The 24,735-nt window shown below is 69.5% G+C and carries 23 protein-coding genes; 12 read left to right on the top strand and 11 right to left on the bottom strand.

Features of this window, described 5'->3' with window-relative positions:
• Positions 1-37 precede the first annotated feature (37 nt).
• On the top strand, positions 38-1,489 hold the full coding sequence (locus BUB75_RS22595) for an aldehyde dehydrogenase family protein (protein ID WP_073259749.1): 1,452 nt from the start codon (positions 38-40) through the stop codon (positions 1,487-1,489).
• A 59-nt stretch (positions 1,490-1,548) separates the two neighbouring features.
• Here the strand turns inward: BUB75_RS22595 and BUB75_RS22590 are convergent, their stop codons facing one another.
• The 7 genes from BUB75_RS22590 to BUB75_RS22560 form a co-directional block, all read right to left on the bottom strand.
• The gene (locus BUB75_RS22590; protein WP_073259748.1) at positions 1,549-2,967 is read right to left on the bottom strand and encodes an APC family permease; all 1,419 of its coding nucleotides are present in this window, start codon (positions 2,965-2,967) and stop codon (positions 1,549-1,551) included.
• Between the two features lie 375 nt (positions 2,968-3,342).
• Entirely contained in the window at positions 3,343-4,476 is a 1,134-nt protein-coding gene (locus tag BUB75_RS22585) for a Gfo/Idh/MocA family protein (RefSeq protein ID WP_084741589.1), read from the bottom strand.
• 148 nt (positions 4,477-4,624) lie between these two features.
• Positions 4,625-5,284, bottom strand: coding sequence for a PaaI family thioesterase (locus tag BUB75_RS22580; RefSeq protein ID WP_218617709.1), 660 nt, complete (start codon positions 5,282-5,284; stop codon positions 4,625-4,627).
• 73 nt (positions 5,285-5,357) lie between these two features.
• A complete protein-coding gene (locus tag BUB75_RS22575; RefSeq protein ID WP_073259746.1) occupies positions 5,358-5,573 on the bottom strand; it encodes a hypothetical protein in 216 nt (71 codons plus the stop codon).
• Between the two features lie 29 nt (positions 5,574-5,602).
• On the bottom strand, positions 5,603-6,733 hold the full coding sequence (locus tag BUB75_RS22570) for an amidohydrolase family protein (protein WP_073259745.1): 1,131 nt from the start codon (positions 6,731-6,733) through the stop codon (positions 5,603-5,605).
• A 106-nt stretch (positions 6,734-6,839) separates the two neighbouring features.
• Positions 6,840-7,706 carry an SDR family NAD(P)-dependent oxidoreductase gene (locus tag BUB75_RS22565; protein ID WP_073259744.1) on the bottom strand — a complete coding sequence of 289 codons (867 nt, stop codon included), beginning with the start codon at positions 7,704-7,706 and terminating at the stop codon, positions 6,840-6,842.
• Between the two features lie 2 nt (positions 7,707-7,708).
• Positions 7,709-8,884 (bottom strand): thiolase family protein, encoded by a 1,176-nt coding sequence (locus BUB75_RS22560; RefSeq protein WP_073259743.1) that lies wholly within the window; start codon positions 8,882-8,884, stop codon positions 7,709-7,711.
• Between the two features lie 103 nt (positions 8,885-8,987).
• On the opposite strand from BUB75_RS22560, the gene BUB75_RS22555 reads away from it, so the two are divergent.
• Complete coding sequence (locus BUB75_RS22555; protein WP_073259742.1) at positions 8,988-9,755, top strand: SDR family NAD(P)-dependent oxidoreductase; 768 nt, start codon at positions 8,988-8,990, stop codon at positions 9,753-9,755.
• A 44-nt stretch (positions 9,756-9,799) separates the two neighbouring features.
• Here the strand turns inward: BUB75_RS22555 and BUB75_RS22550 are convergent, their stop codons facing one another.
• From BUB75_RS22550 to BUB75_RS22535, 4 genes are all read right to left on the bottom strand, one after another.
• Complete coding sequence (locus BUB75_RS22550; RefSeq protein WP_073259741.1) at positions 9,800-10,225, bottom strand: Zn-ribbon domain-containing OB-fold protein; 426 nt, start codon at positions 10,223-10,225, stop codon at positions 9,800-9,802.
• Complete coding sequence (locus tag BUB75_RS22545; RefSeq protein ID WP_073259740.1) at positions 10,225-11,418, bottom strand: thiolase C-terminal domain-containing protein; 1,194 nt, start codon at positions 11,416-11,418, stop codon at positions 10,225-10,227. Before BUB75_RS22545 ends, BUB75_RS22550 begins: the two co-directional genes overlap by 1 nt.
• 260 nt (positions 11,419-11,678) lie before the next feature.
• The gene (locus BUB75_RS22540) at positions 11,679-12,281 is read right to left on the bottom strand and encodes a TetR/AcrR family transcriptional regulator (protein WP_218617708.1); all 603 of its coding nucleotides are present in this window, start codon (positions 12,279-12,281) and stop codon (positions 11,679-11,681) included.
• A gap of 34 nt (positions 12,282-12,315) precedes the next feature.
• Positions 12,316-14,034: an N-acyl-D-amino-acid deacylase family protein gene (locus tag BUB75_RS22535; protein ID WP_073259739.1), complete on the bottom strand. Its 1,719-nt coding sequence runs from the start codon at positions 14,032-14,034 to the stop codon at positions 12,316-12,318.
• 314 nt (positions 14,035-14,348) lie between these two features.
• On the opposite strand from BUB75_RS22535, the gene BUB75_RS22530 reads away from it, so the two are divergent.
• From BUB75_RS22530 to BUB75_RS22485, 10 genes are all read left to right on the top strand, one after another.
• Complete coding sequence (locus tag BUB75_RS22530; protein ID WP_218617707.1) at positions 14,349-15,848, top strand: class I adenylate-forming enzyme family protein; 1,500 nt, start codon at positions 14,349-14,351, stop codon at positions 15,846-15,848.
• 66 nt (positions 15,849-15,914) lie between these two features.
• Entirely contained in the window at positions 15,915-16,226 is a 312-nt protein-coding gene (locus BUB75_RS22525) for a hypothetical protein (RefSeq protein ID WP_073259738.1), read from the top strand.
• 21 nt (positions 16,227-16,247) lie between these two features.
• Positions 16,248-17,756, top strand: coding sequence for a class I adenylate-forming enzyme family protein (locus tag BUB75_RS22520; protein WP_073259737.1), 1,509 nt, complete (start codon positions 16,248-16,250; stop codon positions 17,754-17,756).
• 31 nt (positions 17,757-17,787) lie between these two features.
• Positions 17,788-18,903, top strand: coding sequence for an acyl-CoA dehydrogenase family protein (locus BUB75_RS22515; RefSeq protein ID WP_073259736.1), 1,116 nt, complete (start codon positions 17,788-17,790; stop codon positions 18,901-18,903).
• A gap of 11 nt (positions 18,904-18,914) precedes the next feature.
• Positions 18,915-20,108 carry an acyl-CoA dehydrogenase family protein gene (locus tag BUB75_RS47195; RefSeq protein ID WP_218617706.1) on the top strand — a complete coding sequence of 398 codons (1,194 nt, stop codon included), beginning with the start codon at positions 18,915-18,917 and terminating at the stop codon, positions 20,106-20,108.
• Positions 20,109-20,167: 59 nt separating this feature from the next.
• On the top strand, positions 20,168-21,082 hold the full coding sequence (locus BUB75_RS22505; RefSeq protein ID WP_073259735.1) for a LysR family transcriptional regulator: 915 nt from the start codon (positions 20,168-20,170) through the stop codon (positions 21,080-21,082).
• Between the two features lie 155 nt (positions 21,083-21,237).
• Positions 21,238-22,068: a mycofactocin-coupled SDR family oxidoreductase gene (locus BUB75_RS22500; RefSeq protein ID WP_073259734.1), complete on the top strand. Its 831-nt coding sequence runs from the start codon at positions 21,238-21,240 to the stop codon at positions 22,066-22,068.
• Positions 22,069-22,093: 25 nt separating this feature from the next.
• Complete coding sequence (locus BUB75_RS22495; protein ID WP_073259733.1) at positions 22,094-22,282, top strand: ferredoxin; 189 nt, start codon at positions 22,094-22,096, stop codon at positions 22,280-22,282.
• 22 nt (positions 22,283-22,304) lie between these two features.
• Positions 22,305-23,516, top strand: coding sequence for a cytochrome P450 (locus tag BUB75_RS22490; RefSeq protein ID WP_073259732.1), 1,212 nt, complete (start codon positions 22,305-22,307; stop codon positions 23,514-23,516).
• Positions 23,513-24,700, top strand: a complete 1,188-nt coding sequence (locus tag BUB75_RS22485) for an NAD(P)/FAD-dependent oxidoreductase (RefSeq protein WP_218617705.1) — start codon at positions 23,513-23,515, stop codon at positions 24,698-24,700. Before BUB75_RS22490 ends, BUB75_RS22485 begins: the two co-directional genes overlap by 4 nt.
• Positions 24,701-24,735 lie beyond the last annotated feature (35 nt).

Below are 24,735 nucleotides of genomic sequence, written 5' to 3'. Positions count from 1 at the left end.
CCACGCCACGTTGTACGCAATCCCACAGGGAGGCACGATGTCCGACGTCGACCCCACCCCGCCGACGGTCCACCTGAGGATCAATGGCGAGAAGCTCAAGGCGGGCTCCGGAGGAACGTACGACCACATCTACCCCGCGACCGGTGAGGTCAACGCCCGGATTCCGCTGGCCGACAAGCAGGAGATCGACCTCGCCGTCACGAAGGCGCACGAGGCGTTCCTGACGTGGCGCAAGACGCCGCCGGCGGAGCGCCGCCGTCTGCTGCAAAAGCTCGCGGACCTGATCGAGGCCAATGCCGAGGAGTTCGCCCGCCTCGGCGCTCTCGACAACGGCACGCCCCTAGCCATCGCCGCGGGCAGCCCGCTGTTAGCCGCGGAGTGGACCCGTTATTACGCCGGTTGGGCCGACAAGATCACCGGTGAGCTCACCGGCAAGCCGGAGGACCTGGGCGAGCTGGGCTACACGGTCGCTCAGCCGTACGGCGTGGTGGCGATCATCATCACGTGGAACGGGCCTCTCATCTCGCTCGCCATGAAGATCCCGGCGGCTCTCGCGGCGGGGAACACCGTGGTGGTCAAGCCCTCGGAGCTGACCCCGTTCGCCGGCGAACTCTTCATGGACCTCGTGGAGCAGGCCGGGATTCCGGCCGGCGTCGTCAACATTCTTCCCGGCACCGCCGAGGCGGGCGCTCAGCTGGTCGGTCACCCGCTGGTCAAAAAAGTCACGTTCACCGGGGGCCCGGCGACCGCGACGAAGATCCTCCAGGGCTGTGCTCCGGACATGAAGCCGGCCGTGCTCGAACTGGGCGGAAAGTCGGCGCAGATCATCTTTGCGGACGCCGACCTCGATGCCGCCTGCCAGCACGGGACGCAGTTCTCCCTCATCGTGCTGTCCGGACAGGGATGCGCGTTCCCGACGCGGATGCTGATCGAGGACTCCGTCTACGACGAGGTGGTGGAGCGGGTGAAGCGGATCGCCGAGAGCATCGTGCCCGGCGACCCGCTCGAGCCAGGGGTGGTCTTCGGTCCGGTGATCAACGAGGCCGCCGTCGAGCGGATCGTCGGCATGGTGGAGCGGGCCAAGGAACAGGGCGCCACCGTCCTGACCGGCGGCCGTCGCCTCGATCGGCCCGGCTACTATGTCGAGCCGACCGTGCTGACCGATGTGGATCCGGACAGCGAGATCGCGCAGAACGAGGTCTTCGGGCCCGTGCTCTGTCTGTTCCGCTTCTCCACGGACGAGGAGGCGGTCGCGATCGCGAACAAGACCCGGTACGGCCTGAGCTCGTACATCCAGACCACCAACCTCAACCGCGCGCTGAAGGTCGCAGCGGAGCTCGACGCGGGTCAGACGATCATCAACAACGCCAACGCCCTGGAAGTGTCGCGTCCCTTCGGGGGCTTCGGGCTGTCGGGACTGGGCAAGGAGGGCGGCCGCGACGGGCTCTACGAGTTCCTGCGGGTCCGCGCGATCGGCATCAAGGTCTGATTCGCACGCGAAAGGCGGGCCGCCGGACAAATCCGGCGGCCCGCCTTTTCGCGTTCAGGTCAGCCGAGGGGGGATTCCTCGGGGTCGCTGCTACGTCCGACCTGGGCGATCGCACGGGGGTCGCGGGACTTCAGCACTGCTGCGACGATGAGGCCGCAAGCGAACGAGCCGCCAAGGACGAGCGGGAGTGCCCATCCGTAGAAGTCTCCCACCGGCATCAGGCCGGGGAGCCGATACGTGGCGAACACCGCGACGAATCCCATCGTGACCAGGGCGAAGCCGGCCGCGACCACGCGACCCTCCCAGCCCAGGAAGCCCGAATCCTCGTCCGAGCTCCGAAGGAACCAGGCGATCGTCGCCAGCGAGCTGATCGCGATGAGGCAGGTGACGCCGACACCGGACGTGATTCCGATGAAGACCGTGCCGGTCGGTGTGTCCGGGGCTGCGGCGACGAGCGCGATGAGCCCGGTCACGACGCTGACCGCGAGGGCCATGCTCTTCCGGGGCCGCCCGTCCGCACCGACGCCGAAGGTCGGCGGCAGCACGCCGTCCTGAGCCAGCCCGGCCAGGATCCGGACCACCGCGCCCGCGATCAGGACGGCGGCGACCAGCGAGCTGAGGACGAGCGCTGCGGTGATCAGCTTCACCGTCAGCGCGATCTGGTCGGCGCCGACCACGGCGGAGAGCACGGCGAGGATGAAGGCCTGGCCGCCGCCGCTCTCGGTCAACGACTGCAGACCCCCCGACGCGAGGGCCACGGTGTTCTCCGAGCCGGCCGCGACGCTCACGGCCCAGCCGCTGAACGTGAGCATGATCGTGGTCGTCGTGTAGGCGATCATGACGGCGCGGGGGATCGTCCGCCGGGGTTGGCGGACATCGTCCGCGTAGTTGGCGGCGGTCTCGATGCCGAGCGTCGAGGTCAGGCAGAGGCTCAGGGCGAGCGCGAACGAGCCGGACAGCAGCCAGGCGGGGTCCAGGGATTCGAAGGAGACCTTTCCGTCGGCCGGATTGCCGAGCGCCGAGAAGTCCAGCACGAGAATCGTGAGCGCTTCGATGGCGCCGGCGCACACGATCGTCCACAGGAACACGCGCAGACGAAGGCACGCCGTCGCGAAGATCATCGCCGTGCCGAGAACGACGGCGGCCTCGACCGGGAGGTCGAGGCCGAAGACGCTGTCCAACAGGCCGGACATGCTCCCTGCCAGGGCAACCGTGGTGGCCGCACCGAAGAGCACGTAGACGGTGAGGGCGAGGGCTGCGGAGGCCAGGCCGGCCGCCGGGCTCAGCCCCTGGGCGACGAACGCGTAGACACCACCCGGATGCTTGATCCGCTGCGCCATTCCGGCGTAGCCGATCGAGTAGGCGATGAGCGCCAGCCCCGCGATTCCGACGACGAGTGGGGTCGCGACCGTACCGCTGTATTGGTAGATGGCCGGCATCGCGACCCAGATGAAGCTGAGCGGGCCTTGCGTCACCACGAGTAGGAGGACCAGCGAGCGCAGCCCGATCCGTGTCTTCGGTACTCGCCCCCCGGAGGATTGCGCCGGTGGGGCGGAATACGTAGGTGCGGGGTATGGGCGGCTCGGCGATCTTTGGCTGGAGTGCTCGCGCATGAGGATGCGGCTCCCGACTGCGGTGAGAGGACGCGCTGCCGGCGGAACAGCCCGCAGCGCGGCAGGAATTGGGTGCACCCTATAGACGAGCCCTCAGCGTGTCCAGCGGGGCCAAAGTGGCTATTCGGTCCTAATAGGACGGGATGTTTCTACTGTTCCCTGGGCCTGCGAGCGCTCGGCACGCAGGGCTGATCCCGGTCGCGATCGCGACCGGGATCAGCCCTGCGTGGCTCCGGAGAACTACTCGCCGGTGATGACGGACTGCGCCAGACTGTCGAGAACGGTCCGGGTCACCAGGGCCTCGTCGAACGTGCAGTAGACGTGCTCGGTGGACGCGCCAGAAGTTGTCCGGGCGAGGTTCTGCGCCAGTGCCTCGAACATGAATCCCACGCACTGGCCCTCGAGCACGCCCAGGCCGGACTGTTCGAGCAGCGAAGGACCGTGGGGGAGCGCCAGTTCCGGCGGGGCGACGATCCGCTGGACCTCCTGATCGTGCCTGGCGCCGTAGAGCTCGCCGGCCGAGTTGAGGGTGAGGGTCCCCTCGTCGCCGTAGAGCTCCCAGGTCAGCCCGGTGGGGTGGTGCACCGTCCAGCCGGAGACCACGTGAAGGACGACGCCGGTCGACGTGAGGCCGCTGACCGTCGCTACATCGTCGCCGTTCACGTCGGCGAGGCCCGTCGTCGGGGCCTGATCGCCGAGTCCGAACAGCGCGACCGGGGTGACCGAGGGATCGAGCACCGGCCGCTGGTGCATGTAGGTCACCGAGTGCCCCACGGCCGTTTCCGGCTTCAGCCATCCGACGATGCTCTGCGCGAGGTCGAGCGTGTGCGAGAGATGCTGCTGCCCGACACCGCCGCCGGCCTCCCGGAAGGCCGTCCAGGTGGCGTAGTAGGTCGGGTAACGCTGATCCCGCGCGTACCGCTGGAAGTCGCGGACGCTGAAGACCCGTGGACGCCCGATGAAGCCCTCGCGAACGAGGTTGCGGACGTGGCAGTGCAGCGGGTCGTAGCGCATCTCGTGGTCGACCGCGTGGACGACGCCCGCGGCAGTCGCTTCCTCGAAGAGCTTGCGCGCGTCCTGAGCGCTGGTCGTCAGTGGCTTCTCAGAGAGGACGTTCTTTCCCGCCGCAATCGTCGCGGACACGACCTCGTACAGGTGGTTCGGCGGAACGGCGACGTGCACCAGGTCGATGTCGTCTCGCGCGAGGAGCTCACTCACCTTGTCGGAGAAGTGCGCGATGCCGTACTTCTCGGCGGACGCCCGCGCTCGATCGGGAACGACGTCGCACACGCTCACGACCTCGGCGCCGGCGTCGTGGAAACGGGCGATGGACGAGTCGCCGAACATTCCGGCGCCGATCATGCCAACTCGCATTGTTGCCTCCCTTTAGCCCATCACTGAGGGGCATGTTGCCGCAGTGCAACCGGCGGGTCAACAGTTGAGCATCCTCTATTAAACGCTGAGAGGCGTTAGGAAACCACCTACGCGGGTTTCGTACTGAAAACCGTGTCCTACATGCGATTCACGGTTGGCCGGGCTTGAGCTGAACGAACAGCCCTTCGGCGTCCGCGCACAGCGTGTCGCCGTGCCGTAGCTCGGCGGTGAGGAAGCGCTTGCGCCCCTCTTCCCGCTCGAACCGGCCCTCGATCTGCAATTCCACGCCTATCGGCGTAATGCTGCGGTAATTGACGTGGAGGAAGGCCGTGCGTGACGGTCGGCGTCCGCCGGTGTTGGCGAGGCGACCGAGGATTTCGTCGAAGAGCAGGGGAATCGCACCCCCGTGGACGGCGCCGTTGCCACCGAGATAGAAGCGGCCGAAGGTCACGTGGCCCCGCGCGTGGTGCTCGCTCCACTCGTCGAGGTGCAGGACCGGCGACATCGTCTGCCCACGTCCCGGCACGGTGATCAGGCGGCCGGTGAGCTGGTCGCGCTCGGGCGCCGCGTAGGCGCGGAGCCGTTCGGAGAGCTCGCTCAGCGTCTTGGTGGTGTCGACCAGCACGTCCGGCGGCGGGACGGCAGCGGTGACGTCGTCCTGCAAGGCGCGCAGGGCATCGATCATCGCGAGGAAGTCAGGCGTTGGTTCGATCCCCGGCCGCCGCGTCCACGAGGTGGGCATGTCGCGCCGGCCCAGCCCCTCCGGGCCGCGCAGGAGCTCTTCCGCGGCGTTCTCGTCGGTGCTCACATGTCCTCCTCAGCACAGCGATGGGCGCCGGGAGTGGACTCCCGGCGCCCATTCGGTCTCTCGGCATCCGCCCTCAGGAGGACACCAGCGTTCCGGTGTGCTCGCGGGCCATCTCCAGGCCCTTCTCCCGATCCGGTGCGATGACGTCCCAGTTCTCGCAGGAACACGCGCATCGGTAGGTGCCGTCGCCCAGCGGGAGCACGGACTGGGCCACGCACTCGCCCTTCTTCTCCGCCACCTCGTGCATGAACTCGAGGGGGGAGTCGTACATGACGTTGTCGTCACTCATTCGGTACCCGCTCTCCGCTCGTTCCCTGGTCAGGCCGCGGCCGCGGTGGGCACCGGCGGCAGGCCGGGGAACAGCTCGTTGAAGGCGCCGATCGTGATCCGGTGCCGGATCTCCGGGTCCACCCGGTCGAAGAGGCCGTGCAGCGTCTCCTGGGTGTGCCCGTAGGTGCCCTCCATGTGGGGGTAGTCGCTACCCCACATGACGTTCTTGTACCCCAGGTGCTCCGCGACGGCCACGGCCGACTCGTCGTGCTGGAACGACGCGTAGACCTGGGTGTAGATGATCTCCTTGATGTCGCGCTTCAGCTTCGGTCGCACGGCGATGGCGTGCTGCCGGTACCCCTCGATCATGCGGTCGGCGATGAACGGGACCCAGGTCGCGCCGCCCTCGGATACCAGCACCTTGAGGTTCTCGTGCCGGTCGAGCGCGCCGGAGGCGACCATCTTCATGACCGCCCGCTGGCCGCCGAATGTGGTCTCGGTGTAGTTGAGGACCGCCCCACCGGGGCCACGGTAAAGAATGCCGGCCGCGCCGCCCTTGCTGAGATCGATCGGGTCGGTGCCGATGTGGAACGCGAGCACGATGTTCGCCGCTTCCGCAGCCGCCCAGAACGGCTCCCAGGCATCGTCGTTCCAGTCCTTCTGCAGCGGGTGCGGCTGCGTCGGCATGAAGACCGCGCGGTAGCCGAGTTCCGCGCAGCGCTCGAGTTCGGCGACGGCGTCGCCCACGTCGAGCGTCGAGACCTGGGCGGTCGAGATTAACCGCGGCTGCTTCTTGTCGATCGCCTCGTAGGCCCAGTCGTTGCTGACCTTCAGGGCTTCCCGCAGCACCTCCGGGGTGCGGAAGGAAGAACTCCACATGCCCAGGGACGGGAAGACGAGTTCGTTCCAGATCCCCTCTTGGTCGAGGTCCTGCATCCGGAGGTCGACGTCGCGGGCGCCAGGAGCACGCTGGGAGGATTCCATGAACTCCTGGGCCTTCATCGTCGGCAGCTTGCGGCGGAAGCTCATGCCGTCGATGTGTACGGTCTCCCACTGGCCGTCGGGGTCCTTCTCCGCCCTCGGCACCAGTTCGGCCAGACGGGGCGGCAGATTCTCACGCCACAGGTCTTCGGGCTCGAGGAAGTGTGAGTCACCCGAGTTGGCCCAGATCTTCTCCATGCGCGTTCTCCTCGTCGAGTGAAAATGACGTTTTCAGTGAACGTCCGGGCGGCCTCCTTGTCAAGCGTTGACCCGAATTGCGGATACCAAACCACCCGGCGGTGGGTCAGCCCTCCTCTCGGGTGACCGGAAAGGCGCCGAGTGCCCAGCCGCCGCGTTCCGCGTTCCGGACCCATCCGCTGGAGGCCCACGTACCGCCGTCGACCGGCACGATCGCTCCGGTGAGATAGGACGCCAACGGCGAGCACAGGAACGCGACGGCCGCGCCGCACTCGTCGGTCGTGCCCTCCCGCCCGAGTGGGATGTACCGTTCCAGAGCATCCTGATCGGCCGATTCGCGGACGAGGAACGTCGACTCGTCGACCGGCCCGGTGAGCTGCCCGTGGTTGCCGGGGGTGATCGTCATGTCCGGATCGATCGCGTTCACGCGGATGTGGTGTTCGGCGAGTTCGACGGCCATCGTGCGCGTGAAACTGTTCACCGCGGCCTTGCAGGCGGCGTACACGGCGAACATCGGCGCCGCGCGTGTGGCCTCGATGCTGCTCACGTTGACAATGGATCCGCCCCGGCCGCCACGGATCATCAGCGGCACCGCCGCCGAGGTCGCGGCCAGAACGCTCATCAGGTTGATGTCGATGTGCCGGCGCCAGCTGCGCTCGGACTGGACGGTGAAGCGCCGGCCGCTCACCCCGCCGGCGTTGTTGACCAGGATGTCCAACCGGCCGAACTGCTCGGCCGCCGCCGCTACGGCGTCGCGGATCTGATCGGTGTCCATCACGTCGGTAGTGACGGCCAGCACCTCCCGGCCGGTCTTGCGCACCAGGTCCGCGGTCTGCTCCGCCCGGGCCGGGTCGATCTCGGCGAGAACGATGTCGGCACCGGCCTCGGCCAGGGAGACGGCGATTCCCCGGCCGATGCCGGCACCCCCTCCGGTGACCAGCGCGACCTGGCCGCTCAGATCGATGGCGAGCATCGTCAGACCTCGATGAGCACGCCGCCGGCCTGACCTCCGCCCGCGCACATCGTGGCGACGCCGATGCCGCCACCGCGCCGGCGCAGCGCGTGCGTCAGCGTCGTGAGCATCCGCGCGCCGGACGCCGCGATCGGGTGGCCGAGGCTGCAGCCGCTGCCGAACGGGTTGACCTTGTCCTCGTCGAGCCCGAGCAGCTTGCACGCGGCGACCGGGACCGAGGCGAACGCCTCGTTGATCTCCCAGAGCGTCACGTCCTCCTGCGCCAGACCGGCGCGGGCCAGGAGCTTCGGAATGATCTCGACAGCGGCCATCCCCGTGCGCGCGGGGTCGACGCCGTGCGCCGCCCAGGCGCGGACCGTCGCCAGCGGTGTCAGCCCCTCGCGATAGGCGAGCTCGTCGCTGACCAGTGCGAGCGCCGCGGCGGCATCGTTGACCCCGCTGGCGTTGCCCGCGGTGATCGAGAAGCCGTCGATCTCCGGATGCAGTACAGGGAGCGCGGCCAGTTTCTCCGGTGTGGTGGTCCGGCGCGGATGTTCGTCAGCGACGAAGTCGATCAGCGAACCGTCCTTCTGCGGGGCCTTCACCGGGACGATCTCGTCGGCGAAGACGCCGGAGTCGAGTGCGGCGATCGCCCGCTGGTGGGACCGGAGGGCCCACGCATCCTGCTGCTCGCGGGTCAGACCGGCTTCGACGGCGGTGTTCCAGCCCACGCAGATGGACATGTCGCGGTTGGGTGCGTCCGGGCGGTCCGGGTGGCTGGGGCTCGACCAATGGTCCTCGAACTGATCGACGGTGCCCGGGACGCGCCGGCGGAGCACCGGCGCGGTCGACGACGAGTGGACTCCACCGGCGATCACCGCGGCGTCCATGCCCGCCCGGATCGTCGCCGCGGCGTTACCCACCGAGGTGAGGCTTCCGGCGCAGTGGCGGTTGACCGCCTGGCCCGGAACCTGCGTCATACCGGCGGCCACCGCCGCGTGGCGGGCGATGTCACCCCCGCCCCAGCCCGACTCGGCGAGGATCAGGTCGTCGAACCGGTCCGCACTCAGGCCGGAGCGGCGAGCGGCCTCTTCGACGACGAGCTGCGCCAGGTCCAGCGCGCTGGTGTCGGCGAGGGTCCCCTTACGGGCGGTGCCGATGGGCGTGCGGACGGCGCTGACGATGAAAGCCTCGGGCACGACGACTCCAGGAGATCCGGGACGAGGCCGCGGTGGACGGCCGGGTGCTGATGCGATAGTACCGTGAGGAACAGTATTGAGTGTCCTTTATTGAAGGAGAGACATGGATCTGACGAGCGCCTCGGCCGTCGTGACCGGGGGAGCAGGCGGATTCGGTGCGGCGACTACCCGCCGGTTGGTGGCGGCCGGAGCACGGGTGGTCATCGCGGACCTGGCCGAGGACCGCGCCGAGACGTTGGTCAAGGAACTGGGCGACGCCGTGCGCTTCGTGAAGACGGACGTCACCAGCGAGGAGTCGGTGGCCGCGGCGATCGTCGCGGCGGCGGAGCTGGGGCCGCTGCGGGTGGCCGTGGTCGTCCACGGTGGGCCGGCAGCGGGTGCGCGGGTGGTCAACCGGCAGGGCAAGCCCTACCCCCTCGACACCTTCCGGCGGACCGTCGAGATCTTCCTCACCGGTACGTTCAACGTGCTGAGCCAGGCGGCCGCGCAGATGTCCACCAACGAGCCGCTGGACAGCGGTCAGCGGGGCGTGGTCATCACGACGGCGAGCATCGCCGGCCTGGAAGGGGCCGTGGGCCAGACCGATTATTCGGCCGCGAAGGGTGGCGTCATCGGGATGAACCTCACCGCGGCCCGCGACCTCGCGCCGTTGGGCATCCGGGTCATGTGCATCGCGCCGGGCACGTTCCTCACCAACGCCTACTCCGACCCCGTGGCGGCGGAGCAGCAGTTCGGCCCGATGGTGCCCAACCCCAAGCGGATGGGACGGCCTGACGAGTACGCCCGGCTGGCGCTGGAGATCGCCGAGAACGACTTCTTGAACGGCGAGGTCATCCGTCTCGACGGTGCCCTGCGTTTCAACGTGCGCTGACCGCCGTGCGGCAGCGTCCCGGATCGAGACGCTGCCGCACGCGGTCAGGCGACGGGCTTGAACAGGGGGAGCTTCCAGCCGTCGGCGACGGGGGAGAACACGACCTCCACCCCAAGGCCGATGTGGACGTCGTCCGGGTCGACGTCGATGATGTCGCTGACCAGGCGGGCGCCGGGCGCGCCCTCCAGGTCGAGTACGGCGGCGGCGATCACGATGTCCTTGATCCCTGGATATCCGTGCACGATCGAGTACGAGAAGACCGTTGCGCGGCCGGAGAGTTCGACCCAGTTCTTCGCCTTCGACCGGCAGCTCGGGCAGAACGGGGTGGGCGGCATCCGGAACGCGCCGCAGCTGCCGCACGCGCACGCGACGAGCCGGTTCTCCTTGGCTGCCTCCCAGAACGGTTCGGTGTCCGGGTTGGTGGCGATCCGCACGTGCTCGGCCGGCAGTGCCTGAGCGAGCCCGGCCATCAGAGGGCCTTGCCGAGGATCAGTCCGCTCACCGGCAGGTGGGCGGGGCCGCCGGTGCTCAGCGCGAGCTCCGCGCCGTCCACCTGGTTGATCGCGGTGCCGCGCATCTGCTCGACCGCCTCCTTGATGTGGGTCATGCCGATGATGTAGGCCTCGGAGAGCTGGCCGCCGTGGGTGTTGACCGGGATCGAACCGCCCCGGTACCGGATCGCGCCACTCTCCACGAACGGGCCGCCCTCGCCCTTCTTGCAGAATCCGTAGTCCTCCAGCTGCATGAGCACCATCGGGCTGAAGTGGTCGTAGAGCAGCGCGACGTCGATGTCCTCGGGTCCGACGCCGGCGCGGCGGTACAGGTGCTTGGCGACGGAGGCGTGTCCGGAGGAGGCGAACGTCTCGGCCGGCATCCCCATCCAGCCGAAGGCCCGACCCCACTCGATAGCACCGCCGTGCGTGGACGCGAGCACCGGCACTGGCTTCTGCCGGAGGTCCTTCGCCCGGGCCAGGCTGGTGGTGATCACCGCGATCGCGCCATCGGTCTCCAGGCAGAAGTCCAGCAGGCACAGCGGGTCCGCGATCATGCGGGCGTTGAAGTAATCCTCGGTGGAGATCGGCTTGTCGCGCATGATCGCTTTCGGGCGGTTCAGCGCGTTCTGCCGCTGGGAGACCGCGATCTCCGCGAAGGCCTCCCGGCGGGTGCCGTAGTCGTGCATGTGCCGGCGAGTGAGTACCGACATCAGATGGCCCGGCCCGGAGAGGCCCGCGGGCTTCAGGAACGAGCTGAGCGGGGTGGCGGGGGACACCGCCCCGACGCTGCCCAGCCGCGAGCGGGCCTGCTGTACGGCCATGACGGTCACGACGACGTTGGCGTCGCCGGCCAGGATCGCGGCACGGGCCAGCCCGATGGAGCCCGCGGCCCCGCCGCCGCCCGAGGTGATCGCCGCGCTGAAGGTCACCTCGGGGATGCCGAGGGTCTCCATGAACTCCGCGGTGTCCATCTGGTCGGTGTAGCCGGCGCTGGCCCCGGAGTAATAAGCGAACCCGTCGATGTCGGTGACCGAGAGTCCGGCCTCCTCACAGGCGGCGAGGATCGCGTCACCGGCCAGCTCGGTGACGGTCCGCGGCCACGACTGGCCGCGCCGGTAGTAGTCCGTGGCGCCGACACCGACGATGGCAACGTCCGGGGCAGTTGTCACGCGCGACCGTCCGGGGCACTCTCAGCGGAGCACGTCATCGTGTAATCCTCCTCGGGATCGGCCATGACGGGGAAGGCGTCACTCAGGGAAATGAGTGGGCGGTTCGCAGCGGAACGCTACCGAGGTTGGCCGCAGAGGGCCGTTCGGGTATGCCAAGCGCCCCTCGCCGGGCTAAATGAGAATACCGTTTTCCGGGCCCAGTAGATGACGTGGCCCGAGCGCTGTCAAGAATCGGCCGGCTTCCCGAGCGGAGACCGGGGTCACACGCGGTCGGTGCGCTCCAGCGCGCCGAGGGCCCGAAGCGCGAAATCGGCGATTTCGGCGGCGGCTTCTGCTGCGGGCACCGCGGCCACCTGGTTGATCTGGTCGTCGAACGCCTGGCTACACGCTGCTTGGATCGCCCGTGCGTCGCCGGGCAGCACTGCCTGGCCGAAGGAGCCATCAGCCTGTCCGGCGGCGATGATCCGAATCAGCGCCGCCACCCTGGTCTCCTGCAGACGCCGACGCTCGGCGGCAAGCCCGCGCGCCCGGGTGACGTCCTCCGAACCGAACGCCAGGATGCGCTGCCGGCGCCGAGGGTCGGCGATGAGTCCGAGCGTGCCCTCGATCCACGCCACCAGCGCCGCCCGCGGCGTGTCGGCGGCGTCGATCGCGGCCTCCAGCTGGGCGTTCACCCGCTCGCTGTCGCGGCGGAACAGGGCCAGCAGAAGGGCGTCCTTGGATTCGAAGTGGCGGTAGAACGCCCGCGTGGACAGTCCGGCGCCGTCGAGCACGTCCGTGACACCCAGGCCACGGCCTGCGGAGAGAAGCCGAGACGCCGCATCCATGATCCGCGCGCGCTCGGAAGGATCCGGGGATGCCACGTTCGGAGCGTAGAGGATCCGCCCGGACCGCGGTTCAGCCGGCGGGTGCCGGCTGCGGGCCACGGATCAGCCTTCCGGGCAGCTCACCGGTCTCCTGTCCATCGGCATAGGTCTCCACGCCGCGGACGAAGGTGTGCCGGTAGCCGTCGGCCCGTTGCAGCAACCGGGATCCGCCGGCCGGAAGGTCTCGGTGCACCTCCGGGCGGTGCAGCCGCAGGCTGTCCAGGTCGATCACGTTGAGGTCGGCCCGGTATCCGGGCGCGAGCAGCCCGCGGTCGTCCAGCCCGATCGCTGTGGCAGTGTCCCGGCACTGCCGGCGGACCAGGTACTCGAGCTCGAGACGGCCGGCCGGGCGATCCCGACCCCAGTGCTGCAGCAGGGTGGTGGGGAACGATCCGTCGCAGATCGAGCCGACGTGAGCGCCGCCGTCCGAGAGGCCCGGCAGCGTCCATGGGCTCGCCAGCATCTCGCGCACCGGTTCCAGCGAGCGGTTCTCCCAGTTCAGCACCATCACGTAGAGCATGGCACCCGCGGCGAGCAGATCGTAGGCGAGCTCGACCGGCTCGCGTCCCTCACGCTCGGCGCGGGCGGCCACCGAGTCCTGCGGGTCCGGTTCGTACTGCGGTGGGTCGGTGAGCTCGTACATCAGGTGGAACTTGTCGATCAGCCTGCCGCCGATGCGCGTCTCGGCCTTCTCCCGGGTTTGGGCGGCCAAGACCGCGGCCTTGGTCTCCGGCCGCGCGAGCCGGGCGGTGCGTTCGGCCGGCGGAAATCCCGCGATGCGCTGCCACGCGGGATTCGTCATGAAGGGGTGCAGGGTGAGGTCCAGACCCATTACCAGACCGATGCCCCGCACTGCGACCTGCGCGCGGATCGGCAGCCCTTCGGCGTCCGCCTCCCCGATCCGCCGGAGGACGGTCCGGTAGCCGGCCGGGTCGTAGTGGTTCTGCGCCAGGGACACGGTCAGCGGACGTCCCGAGACCCGGACCATGGACCGCAGGATGGTCATGTCGGCGTCGATGTCGAGGAAGTCCGTGACGACCTGTAAAACGCCACGGCCGGTCGCACCGACCGCCTCCGCGATCGCCACCAGCTCGTCCGAGCCGGCGTCGTAGGACGGCGTGAGGGCGCCGGCGACCGTCTTGTGGTTGAGCGTGCGGGACGTCGAGAAGCCGAGCGCGCCGGCGCGTACCGCGGCCGCGGCGAGCCGTGCCATCTCCCGCTTTTCCGCGTCGGTCGCCGTGGTTCCGGCGATCGCGCGGTCGCCCATCACCCGTACCCGGAGCGCCGCGTGCGGCACCTGCGTGCCGAGATCCAGGTCGAAGCGACGGCCGCCGAGGAAGTCCAGGTACTCCTCGAAGGTCTCCCAGGTCCAGGGCAGACCCTCGTGCAGGGCCGTGCCGGGGATGTCCTCGATGCCTTCCATCAAGTCGATCAGCTTCTGCTGGTAGGCGGGTACCACGGGAGCGAAGCCGACCCCGCAGTTGCCCGACACCACGGTGGTCACGCCGTGCCAGGCCGAGGGCTGCAGCCGGGTGTCCCACGTAGCCTGGCCGTCGTAGTGGGTGTGCATGTCGACGAAGCCGGGTATCACGAGGGCTCCGTCCGCGTCGATCTCCCGGTGGCCACTGCCGGACACCCGGCCGACCTCGGTGATCACCCCGTCCGAGAGCGCTACGTCGGCGGTACGGCGCGGAGCACCGGTACCGTCGACCACGGTTCCGCCTCTGATGACGACATCGTGCAGGGACATGTGACTCCCATCGCTGGACGACGTAAATATCGTACTCATTTCTCAGGAAGCGTTCCCGGTTACGGTCGGAGTCTTTCCTGTGGGACACGGGGTGCTCCAGGGCTCCTCTGGGCATCGTGACGCCGGAGCTTGGCGGTATAACAGCAGTTCGCGACGCTCTTTCGACGGCACATCGGCGCGCGGGCCGACGGTCCCGGCTCGCCTGCGGCCGACCCGGTCGTCAGCCGCGCACGTGGGTATCGACCCGCGTGCACCGCGGGGTGGTACTCGCCATCTGCCTTTAACGGGATACTGATTTGTGGTTGACTCACGGCGTGGCAACGCTGGAAATGGAATCGGCGGTCCGCAGTCGGCTCGCCCAGCTGCTCCGGGACGCGCCGGACGACGCAGAGGCGATCGAGTTCGAGGGCCGGTGGTGGACCTGGGCGGCGATTCGGTCCGCCGTCGCCGGCATCGCGGCTGAGCTGCGCGCGGCCGGCCTCGGCCCGGCGGGACGCGTCGGCGTCGTGCTCGAGAACCGGCCGGAGCACGTGTGCGCCGTACTGGCCATCCTCACCTCGGACCGCTGTCTGGTGACGATGAGCCCGCTCCAGCCGCCGGAGCGTCTGGCGGCCGACATCGGCCGGAGCACGGTCCCGATCCTGATCGCATCTCCCGACGTCCTCGCGCGGCCCGGTGTCCAGGATGCGGCCGCGGCTTCCGGACTCGTCCTGCGTCTGGACTCCGGCGGACGGATCGAGCGGGCCGCCGGAGCGATGCCTGCCGAGCCCGTGCCGAGTCCGGGCACCGCGGTGGAGATGCTCACGTCCGGGACCACCGGGCCACCCAAGCGAGTGCGGCTGAGTGACCGCCAGCTGGACGCGGGCATGGTTTCCGGCGGGCAGGCGCCGCCGGCGGACAAGCTGTTGCGCAGCGGCGTCAGCCTCGTTCACACACCGCTGGTCCACATCGGCGGTCTGTGGGGCATCCTCGCGACGCTCTACGTCGGGCGCCGCGCGGTGCTCTTCCCCCGATGGGTGCTCGAGACGTGGGTGTCCGCGATCGAGAAGTACCGGCCCCGGGCGTCCGGATTGGTTCCTGCCGCGCTGCGCACGGTCATCGACGCCGACGTTCCGCGCGAAAAGCTGTCCAGTCTGAAGGCGATCACCAGCGGCACCGCCCCGTGCCCGCCCGAGGTCGCCGACAAGTTCCAGAACATGTACGGCATCCGCGTGCTCACCACGTACGGCGCCACCGAGTTCGCCGGTGCCGTCGCGGGATGGACGCTGCCGTTGAACGTCGAGTGGTGGGATCGCAAGAAGGGCAGCGCCGGCCGCGCGTTCCCCGGGGCGCAGCTGCGGGTCGTGTCGCCCGACAGCGGTGAGGAACTGCCGGCCGGTACGGTGGGCATCCTCGAGATCCGGTCCGCGCAGGCGCCCGGTGGCGCCGGGCACTGGCAGCGCACGAGCGACTTGGCCGAGATCGACGAGGACGGTTTCCTGTGGATTCGGGGCCGCGCTGACGACGCGATCATCCGGGGCGGCTTCAAGATCCACCCGGACGCGGTGAAGACCGTCCTCGAGCGACACCCCGCCGTGCTCGAGGCGGCCGTGGCGGGCAAACCGGATCGCCGGCTCGGTCAGGTCCCGGTCGCGGCCGTGGAGTTGCGGGTCGGCGCGCGTCCGCCGGATCCGGCTGAGCTGATCGCCCTCTGCCGGCAGCACCTGATCCCTTACGAGGTACCGACCGAGGTACTCGTCGTCGAGCAGCTGCCGCGCGGACCGTCGATGAAGGTGAGTCGGCCAGACCTGCTCGATCTTTTCGCAGCCGGTTAGGCGTCGCCTCGGCGGAATTTCCGTATACTCAATTCCCCGTCCCGCCTGAACACGGAAAGGGTGGACATGAAGCTTCGCGCCGGCCAGACCCTCTCGAGTCCGGTCGACACCACCACGGTGATCGTCGTCCGGACGCCCGCCGCAGAAGTCGAGCTGACCTGCGCCGGTGTGTTGCTCTACGACGCGAAGAGCGGCGTCCCGGCTCCGACGGGCGACCCCGATCCGTCCCAGCTCGGTGGTTCTCTGTTGGGTAAGCGCTACGCCGACGACGGGCTCGGCCTGGAACTGCTGTGCACCAAGGGTGGAAAGGGAACGCTGGCGGTGAACGGGATACCGATTCCGCTGCGTGACGCCAAGCCGCTGCCCGCCTCCGACTGATCGCTCCGACCGGAGAGCGCGATGAAGCTGAACATTCTGCTCGACATGGCCGTCGACGGTTTCGGCGACCGCGTCGTCGTCGGTTCCCGGCGCGACGGGCTCACGGCTGCCCGCCTCCGGCAGTTGGCCGCCGGCGGCGCCGCAGTGGTCCGAAAGGCTGACGCGGACGCGATCGTCTACCTGGCTGTGAACGGGCCGGCCTTCCAGGTGGCGCTGTTCAGCGCGGCCTACGCGGGGGTACCGCTGGTGCCCTTGAACTACCGGCTCGGCCAGGAGCAGATCGACGCGCTGCTGGCCAATCATCCTCGAGCGCTCGCGATCGTCGATGAATCGGCCACCGGCGCCGTGGCCGAGTCCGGCCTGGCCTGCCGGACGCCGGAGGAATGGATCGCGGCCGCCGCGGAGTCCGGCGACGCGGAACCGGAGGAAGCCGAGTCTGCGGCCCCGGCGGTGATCATCTACACCAGCGGGACCACGTCGGCCCCCAAGGGTGTGCTGCTGCGCCACGAGAACCTGGTGTCCTACGTCCTGGGCACGGTGGAGTTCGCCGACGCCGACGCCGACGACGCGGCGCTGATGAGCGTGCCGCCCTATCACGTCGCCGCGGTCTCCAACGCGCTGACGAACCTGTATGCGGGCCGCCGGGTGCTCGTCCTGGAGAACTTCACCCCGGAGAGGTGGCTCGAGCTGGTTCGCGAAGAGCGAGTCACCAACGCGATGGTCGTGCCGACGATGCTCGGGCGGATCATGGACTGCGCGGGCGTCGACCGTTCGGTGCCGAGCCTGCGATCGCTGGCCTACGGCGGCGCGAAGATGCCGACCCGAGTGATCGAGCGAGCACTGCGCGAATGGCCGCACGTCGACTTCGTCAACGCCTACGGTCTGACCGAGACCAGCTCCACGGTGACCGTCCTGGGGCCGGAGGACCACCGAACCGCTCTGGCCGACGACGATCCCGCGATCCGGGCCAGGCTCGCCTCGGCCGGCCGCGCGGTCCCGGGGATCGAGATCGAGATACGCGACGAGGAGGACCGGCCGGTACCGCCGGGCACGCCGGGCCTGATCTGGATCCGCGGCGACCAGGTGTCCGGCGAGTACGCCGGTCAGGGTCCGTCCGTGGATGCCCGCGGATTCTTCTTCACCCGTGACCAGGGCCGCCTGGACTCGGACGGTTACCTGTTCGTCGAGGGTCGCGTCGACGACACGATCATCCGCGGTGCCGAGAACATCGCCCCGGCCGAGATCGAGGACGTCCTGCTGCTGCACCCCGACGTCGTCGACGCCGTGGTGGTCGGCGTCCCCGACGACGAGTGGGGCCAGCGGATCCGGGCGGCGGTCGTGGTCCGGCCCGGAGGTGAGATCACTCCCGACCAGTTACGCGCTTACGTGCGCGAGCGCCTGCGCAGCTCCAAGACGCCCGACGGGATCGCGTTCTGGGCCGAGTTGCCGCGGACGGTCACCGGCAAGCTGCTTCGCCGCGAGGTCGTCGCCCGGCTCGAGCCCCACATCCAGCCCGTCGCCGCGTCCTGATCGCGCCGCGGACCGAGGGACAGAAGGAACCGTGAACCTCACCTTCAGCGAGGAGCAGGAGGAACTGCGCGCGTCGGTGCGCCGCTTCCTCACCGACAAGGCGCCCAGCGAGGCCGTGCGCCGCTGGTCGGAGTCCGACCTCGGTCACGACGAAGCGCTCTGGCAGCAGATGGCCGGTCAGCTCGGCCTTCAGGGCATCGCCGTTCCCGAGGAGCACGGCGGTGCCGGCTTCGGGCCGGTCGAGCTCGGCATCGTCCTGGAAGAGATGGGCCGGGCGCTGCTGCCCTCGCCGTTCTTCGCCACCGTCGCGCTCGCCGGCCAGGCACTGACCGCGAGTGGTGATCGTGAGGCGCAGGCACGCTGGCTGCCCGCGATCGCCGAGGGAACGCTCACCGCGACCGTCGCCGTGAGCGAGGAGCGCGGTGGAACGTCGCTCGACGCCGTGGCCACGACCGCCACGCCGGACGGCTCCGCGTGGACGCTGACCGGAACGAAGATGTTCGTCGTCGACGGCGACTCGGCCGGCCTGCTGCTCGTGGTGGCCCGCGCCGACGACGGTCTCGGGCTCTTCACCGTGGAAGGCACGGCCGGCGGGGTCACCCGCACCCGGCTGGACGCCTTGGACCTGACCCGCCGCCTCGGCCGGGTCGAACTCGACGGTACGCCGGCTGTCCGCGTCGGTCCGGCGGGCGATGCCACCGAGTTCCTGCGGCGGATGCTCGATCTCGCCGTCGTCGCGCAGGCGCACGAGCAGGTGGGTGGCGCCGCGGCGTGCCTGGACGCCGCGGTGGAGTACGCGAAGATCCGAGTGCAGTTCAACCGCCCGATCGGCTCCTTCCAAGCGATCAAGCACAAGTGCGCCGACCTCTTGCTGGAGGTCGAAGCGGCACGGTCGGCGGCGTACTCGGCCGCGTGGAACGCGGCCGAGGATCCGGCCGAGTTGCCGGTCTCCGCCACCGTAGCCGGTTCCTACTGCGCCGAGGCGTATACCCACGCGGCCAAGGAAAACATCCAGATCCACGGCGGCATCGGCTACACCTGGGAGCACGACGCGCACCTCCATCTCCGGCGAGCCAAATCGTCGGAGGCGCTGTTCGGTTCTCCCCGGCAGCACCGGAGCCGGCTGGCCGACCTCGTCGGCATCTGAGGAGGCGGACAATGACCGACGCGCTGACGACCCGCCCGGATCTCCGGCAGCTGACCGACGAGGAGTTCCGCACCCGCTTCCGCGCCTTCCTCGCCGAGCACCACCCCGGCCGCCCACCGAAGGACCGCGACGAGAAGCTCGCCTGGCAGAAGAAGTGGCTGGCCTCCCTGTACGACGCCGGCTGGGCCGGTCCGAGCTGGCCGCGGGAGCACGGCGGCCTCGACCTGGACTTCGGCAAGCAGGTCATCTGGCAGGAGGAATACGCGCGCGCCCGCGTGCCTGGCCCACTGGGCACCGGCCTGGGGATCGCGGCACCGACGATCATCACCTACGGCACCCCCGAGCAGAAAGAGCGCTGGCTGGCACCCATGCTGCGCGGCGACGTGATCTGGGCCCAGGCGTACTCCGAGCCGGAGGCGGGGTCGGACCTGCCGGCCTTGCGCACCACCGCACGCCGCGACGGCGACGAGTACGTGGTGAACGGCCAGAAGGTCTGGAACAGCCAGGCCGACCTCGCCGACATCCTGTTCGCGCTGGTGCGGACGGGCGGTCAGGACTCGCGTCAGAAAGGCATCAGCTACCTGATCATCGACGCCCACGCGCCGGGCGTCACGATTCGGCCGCTGCGGGACCTCACCGGCGCGACGCACTTCACCGAGATCTTCTTCGAGGACACGCGGGCTCCGGTCGCCGACCGGATCGGCGCGGAGAACGAGGGCTGGAAGCTGGCGCGGACCAGCCTGGGTCACGAACGTGCCGCTGGTGCGATGAACCAGGCGGCCACGTACCGTCGCGTGCTCACCGAGTTGGTCACCCTGGCACAGGAGCGCGGGCTCGCCGCCGATCCCGTGGTGCGAGACACGCTCGCCGACCTCGAGATCCGGCTGCGGATCATGCGGCTGACCGGGATGCGGACGATCTCCGACATCCTGGTCAAGGGCGAACCCGGCCCGGCGTCCTCGACGTCGCGGCTGTTCATCGTCCAGTTCGAGCAGGACCTCCACGAAATCGCCGTCGACCTGCTCGGCGAGTACGGTGCGCTCGGCAGTCGTGACCCGCACGCCGTGCAGCGCGGTCGCTGGGTATGGGGATTCCTGCGTACCCGCGCCTCGACGATCGGCGCAGGCACGGCCGAGATCCAGCGCAATACGATCGCCGAACAGGTGCTGAAGCTGCCCCACGATCCCGCGATGCCGCCGCGGTAGGCGGCCGGCCGGCCGGGCAGCCGCCGCCGGTAGATTGGGGATCCGGAGAGGGTGATCGCGTGGATGTTCATCACCTGCGGTGCTTCCTCGCGGTGGTCCAGGAGGGGCATTTCGGCCGCGCTGCCGAGCGACTGCACTTGACGACGTCGCCGGTGAGCCGAGCCGTGCGCGAGCTCGAACGGGAGATCGGCGCCCAGCTGCTCGTCCGCGGCTCGCGCGAGGTCACGCCGACGCCGGCGGGCGTCCGCCTGGCCGAGCGGGGCGCCGTCGTGCTCGAGGCCTTCGACGCCCTGCTGCCGGACGTGCGCGCCACGGTGGATCTGCAGCGACGGGTGGTCCGGGTGGGCAGCACCCACCTGACCGAGCCGGAGGTCGTCGACGCGGTCGTCGAGGTCGTCCGCAAGGCGGTTCCCGACCGGGAGGTCGTGGTCGAACTCTGCGCGCCGGTCGAGCTCCAGGGCATGCTCGAGCTCGGTGTCCTGGATCTGGCGGTCGCCTATCTCCCGCTCGGCCGTCCGGCCCTGCGGTCTCGCACGGTGGTCACCTACCGGATGGGAATCGCGATGCGCGCCGGCGACCCACTCGCCGAGCGGTCCCGGTTGAGCATGGCCGACGTCGCGGATCGCACGATCCAGCTCCCCTCGGCCACTCCGGCGCCCGCCAGTGTGGGGCACCTCCGTCACCAGCTGGAGGAACGCGGCGCGCGCGATGTTCGCCTGTTCCCGGCGTCGGACGTCGTCGCGCTGGCCGAGCACATCCGGCGTACCGGTGACCTGGCACTGTCGTTCGTCAATGTCCGTACCGGCGCGACGCGAGTCTTCTACGAACCCGCGTTCTGTGTGCTGCCGGTCGCCGACGGCCCGGAGATGATCGTGGGTGTCGGCTGGCGCGGCGATCGGCAGGCAGACGAGCCTCTCGCCACGGTGCTGGCGGCCGTGTCCGCACACTGGCCCGGCGGCGGACAGCCGGACTGAGCGGTCTTCCGCCGGGCGGCATTGCGGATCGTGAAACCCGCCGTTTCCCAGATGGCAATGGAGATCGCGCGCGGATTCGGCTTGAATGAGGATCCTCAATGCTGCGCCGCTGATCACAACAGCGGCAGGGCGCTCGGCGAACGAAGGAGTTCTCCATGGCCGGATCCCTCTCCGGACGCGTCGCGTTCATTACCGGTGTGGCCCGAGGCCAAGGCCGGGCGCACGCCGTGCGGCTGGCCCGCGAGGGTGTCGACATCATCGGCGTGGACATCTGCGAGAACTACCCGCGGATGAACTACCCCAACGCGACACCCGAGGATCTGCAGGAGACCGTTGCCCTGGTCGAGAAGGAAGATCGTCGGATCGTCGCCCGCAAAGCGGACGTTCGCGACTACGCCCAGCTGAAGGCCGCATTCGACGAGGGCTACGCCGAGTTCGGGCGGGTCGACATCATCATCGCCAACGCCGGCATCATCCGCCTCGGTGACGAGGTGGACCCTCTCGGGGAGTGGCAGGACGTCATCGACACCAACCTCACCGGCGTCTTCCACACGGTGCACGCCGCGCTTCCCGCGCTGCGCGAAGGTGGCCGCGGCGGCTCCATCGTGATTACGAGCTCGAGTGCCGGCCTGAAGGGCACCGGATCCGCGTACGCCAGCGCACAAGCGTACGCCGCGGCCAAGCGCGGGTTGGTCGGCTACATGCAGACGCTCGCCAACGACCTGGCCCCGGAGTCGATCCGGGTCAACACGATCCATCCCACCGGCGTCATCTCGGGCATGACGCAGAACGAGACGATGGCGCGCCTGATGGCCGAGGCGGCCGCGTCCAACGACAACGCGATCTCGGCGATGCAGAACGCGCTGCCGATCCAGATCTTGCAGGCCGAGGACATCGCCAACGCCGTGGCGTGGCTGGTGTCCGACCAGGCGTACTACATGACCGGCGTACAGCTGCCCCTCGACGCCGGGTTCTCGGTGCGCTGAACCGCGACGACGTCCAGGAGGTCACGTGAAGGTCAGCATCGACACCGCGAAATGTGCGGGCCACGCGCGCTGCAACGCGCTGGCTCCGGAGGTCTACGACCTCGACGACGACGGTTACGCCCTGCCGTTGGACGGAGAGATCCCGCCGGAACTCGAGGAAAAGGCGCGCGATGGCGCCGAGTCCTGCCCCGAGCGAGCCATCGTCCTCGCCTGATCGACCCGAGTTAGGACCCCGCATGGACACACAGACCAGCCCTGCCGCCGCCGGCGAGGCGCCGCTGCGCCCGGGTTTCGATCACTACACCGACCCGGAACTGCTCGCCCATCACCGGGAGACGTGGAACCGTCTCCGCACCGAGACCCCGATCTTCCGCAGCGACCTCACCGACAAGTACGACATCTTCTACCTGACGCGCTACGCCGACAACTTGACGGCGCTCCAGGACCCGGCGACCTTCTCCAGCAGTTCCGTCCAGTACCTGGACGAGCCGCACCAGAAGATGATCCCGGAGGAGCTCGACCCGCCGGAGCACACGAAGTACCGGCGTACGCTCGCCGCTCCGTTCGCTCCGAACGAGGTGCGCGCGCGGGAGGGTGAGATCCGCGAGTTCTGCGGACAGCTGATCGACGAGTTCGTCGCGAAGGGTGGTGGCGACTTCCGGGAGGACTTCGCCCTGAAGTTCCCCACCACGATCTTCCTGCGGATGATGGGGATGCCGGTCGAGCGGCGGGACGAGTTCATCGACCGCGCGAACACGATGATGCGCATGACCGGGGCCACCGACCCGGACGGCTCGATCCGCCAGACAGCGGCCGCGGAGATCATCGCGGACATCGCGGCCGTGATGGAAGAGCGCCGGGCGGAGCCGAAGGACGACGTCATCTCCCACCTGCTCGCGCAGACCATCGACGGCCAGCCGATCACGGAAGCCGACTTCTACGCGATGGGCTTCCTGCTCTATCTCGCCGGGCTCGACACGGTTGCGAACATGCTCACCTATACGTTCAAGCACCTGGCCGAGAACCCCGACTTACGGCGCACGCTGACCGAGAAGCCGGAGATGATCCCGGACGCCGTGGAGGAGTTTCTGCGGTACTACTCGATCGCGTCGGGCGCTCGTGTCGTCACTCGCGACACCGAGCTCGGGGGCGTCCGGATCAAGGCCGGCGACCGCGTCATGTACTGCTCCGCAGCCGCCAGCCGCGACCCGGAGCAGTTTCCGGACCCCGACACGTTCATCCCCGATCGCAAGCCCAACCGGCACACGGCCTTCGGCGCCGGGCCGCACCGCTGCCTCGGTTCGCACCTGGCCCGGCTGGAGATGAAGGTCGCGATCGAGGAGTGGCACAAGCGGCTGCCCGACTACCGGATTCCGGAGGGCACCGAGTTCACTGAGTACGTCGGGGTCGTCGCCGGATTCACCGGGCTCCCGCTGGAGTGGGATTGAGCACCGAGGTCGGGCGGCTCGTCGTCGTCGGGGGAGGGCTCGCCGCCACCCGGGTGATCGAGGAGTACCGGCGGCTGGACGGCAGTGGTCCGGTCGTTGTCGTCGCGGCTGAACCGCACCTTCCCTATGACCGGCCACCGCTGAGCAAGTCCGTGCTGCGCGGTGAGCACGACGCGGTGCCGCTGCGCGAGGAGTGGTCGTCGCTCGGCGTCGAGTTCCGGTTGGGCCGGCGGACGACCGCGCTGCACCCGGACCGCCGATCGGTGCTCCTCGACGACGGCGAGGAGCTGAGCTACGAGGCGCTGGTCATCGCCACCGGCGCGACGCCGCGCACCCTACCCGGCCTGGCCGGCGACGGCGTGCACGTCATCCGGACGCTCGACGACGCCCTGGCGCTCCGGCGTGACCTCGTCGAGCACGGTCGGCTGACGGTGGTCGGCGGCGGGTTCATCGGCTGCGAGGCAGCGGCGAGCGCCCGGAGCACGGGCGCGACGGTCACGCTCGTGGAGACGTTGCCCACGCCGCTGGCCCGCGTCCTCGGTACCAGGGTGGGCGCGGAGGTGGCTGCGGAGCACGAGCGGGCAGGCGTCGAGTTGCGCTGCGGTACCGCCGTGGTCGAGGCCAGGGTGCGCGACGGACGCCGGGAGCTGCTGCTCTCCGACGGATCGACCGTGGACGCGACCGTGGTGCTGGTCGGACTCGGTGTCGTTCCGGACACCGGATGGCTGGAGGGCTCGGGGGTCGCGGTCGACGACGGCGTGCTGTGCGACGACGTCGGGCGCACCTCGGTGCCGTCGGTCTGGGCTGCCGGCGACATCGCCCGGTGGCAGAACCCCCGGACCGGCGAGCGTGCCCGCGTGGAGCACTGGACGAGCGCGGCCGACCAGGGCAGGGCGATCGCCCGCGATCTGGTCGGACAGGGCAAGCCTCTCGACGAGGTTCCCTACTTCTGGAGCGACCAGTACGAGCGCAAGTGGCAGATGCTCGGCCGGCCGGAACCGGACGACGAGGTGACCCTCGTGTCCGTCGGCCCGGCCGGGAAAGGGCTGGTCGCGGTGTACGGCCGTGACGGCCGGGTCACCGGGGTAGTGGGGGCGGCCGCACCGCGCTGGGTCATGCGGATGCGGTCGTTGCTCTCCGAGGGCGGAAGCTACGACGACGCGCTGGCGCTGGCGCGTTCCTGAGTGACGGCGGGTGCCGGACGGCACCCGCCGTTTAC

It is taken from the genome of Cryptosporangium aurantiacum (assembly GCF_900143005.1).
In the GTDB taxonomy this organism is placed as follows: domain Bacteria; phylum Actinomycetota; class Actinomycetes; order Mycobacteriales; family Cryptosporangiaceae; genus Cryptosporangium; species Cryptosporangium aurantiacum.
This window is presented reverse-complemented; position numbering and strand designations above follow the sequence as displayed.